Origin of the sequence: Roseomonas rosulenta (assembly GCF_016106005.1) — a bacterium.
Lineage (GTDB): Bacteria > Pseudomonadota > Alphaproteobacteria > Acetobacterales > Acetobacteraceae > Neoroseomonas > Neoroseomonas rosulenta.
Genome location: NZ_JACADR010000508.1, coordinates 1 through 1,556, shown reverse-complemented (window position 1 = coordinate 1,556; position 1,556 = coordinate 1). Strand labels below are relative to the sequence as shown.

The window sequence follows — 1,556 nt, the reverse complement described above, 5'->3', positions numbered from 1 at the left end:
CCTCGCGCTTCTGCAGGCCCCGCGTCCCGGCCCTTTCCAGGCCGTGTGTCCCGGGCCCGTCCGGGCCACGCACCCGGCGCCCGTTCAGGCGCCCGCGGGCTCGACCTCCAGCAATCCCGCCCGCGCCAAGCGGCGGCAGAAGCCCAGCGCGCCCTCACCGAGCGCGGCGGGGGTGGCGCCATCCTCGAGCGCGGTCAGCCATGCGAGCTGCGTCGCGTCCAGCGTCTCGACCCCGCCATACCAGCGCAGCGCCGCCCCGCCCTCGGGCAGTGGCACCAGGGTGTGATGCATGGTCTCGGACAAGCGCAGGCGATCCTCGGGGCCCGGCGGGCGGCTGTGCAGGCCGCGCATGGGAAGCGACATCCGCTCGCGCGCCAGGCGGTCCAGCGCCGCCAGCGCCAGCCGGTCGGCCATGCCGGGCCGGGCGAGCGCGGCCAGCGCCGCCGTCAGTCGGTGCTGCACCGCATCGAGCCCGCCATCGGCCAGCCGCCAGGTCGGGATGGCGGCACGCAGCGCCGGCTCCTCGGCTTCCAGTTCCGACAGCAGGGCGCGCAGCATCTCGCCGATCGCCGGCTCCATGAAGCCGACGGTGACGTGCAGCGACGGGTCGGCGCCGTCCTGCACCATGGCCTCGTGCATCACGCCGCGCGGCAGGTAGAGCGCATCGCCCGGCGACATCACCAGCGCATGGGGCTCGCCCTGCGCCTCGGCATTGTTGGCCCAGGGCGTGTGGCGGGTGGGCGCAGCATAGGGGATGTGGTCCCACACCCGCCAGGCCTTGCGCCCCGAGACCTGCAGCACCAGCACGTCATGCGTATCGAAATGCACGCGGAAGCCCTGCGCGCCGGGCGGCGTCAGGTAGATGTTCGCCTGCACGGCGTGCAGGAAGGCCTTCTCCAGCCCGCGGCAGAAGCGCGCCAGCGGCGGATGGATCTCGTGGAACTGCGAGACCACCAGGCTGGCGCCGCCATCATGCAGGGCCAGCAGGCGGGGCAGGTCCACGCGGTCTCCGCCCTCCTCCAGGTAGTCGTCGGGCGGCACGGCGGCGGAGCCCTTGCGCGCGCCGTCCGCCATGGAGACGCGCGGCGTGCGCGCCGCATCGGTGCGTAGGAAGCGGTCGAGGTCGGCGATCGACAGCAGCCCGGCATAGCGGCCGGGGTCGTTGCCGGGCATCAGGCGCCAGGCGGTGCCCTCGCGCAGGGCCAGGCCGTCCTCGAAGGGCATCGACCCGAAGGCCAGGGACCAGGCGTCTTCGGCAAGCGTGGCGGTCATCGTGATCCTCGTCCGCGCCCGGCCGCATCGCGCGGGTCGCTGTCGGAAAAGCCGGTGCGCGGGCGGCCGCGCCCGGCGGCGTCGCGCGGGTCGCTGTCGGACATCCCGGTATGGGGGCGCCCGCGACCCGCCGCATCGCGGGGATCGCTGTCGGATTGGCCGGTGTAGCGCCGGCCACGCCCAGCGGCATCGCGCGGGTCGCTATCCGACTGGCCGGTGCGCGGGCGGCCACGGCCGGCCGCATCGCGCGGGTCGCTGTCGGAAGTGCCGGTCGCGGCCGGCTG

2 protein-coding genes are annotated in these 1,556 nt (G+C 75.1%); both read right to left on the bottom strand.

The window, feature by feature from the left end:
- Positions 1-84 precede the first annotated feature (84 nt).
- Complete coding sequence (locus HW578_RS26365; protein ID WP_198373669.1) at positions 85-1,272, bottom strand: cupin domain-containing protein; 1,188 nt, start codon at positions 1,270-1,272, stop codon at positions 85-87.
- Positions 1,269-1,556 (bottom strand): hypothetical protein (locus HW578_RS28100; protein WP_232479317.1); only part of this gene is annotated, 288 nt, incomplete at its 5' end. The genes HW578_RS26365 and HW578_RS28100, both read right to left, overlap by 4 nt.

Bases quoted from the DNA above. Each gene is read 5' to 3' on its own strand.
- HW578_RS26365 (WP_198373669.1), bottom strand. From the start codon at position 1,272: ATGACCGCCACGCTTGCCGAAGACGCCTGGTCCCTGGCCTTCGGGTCG.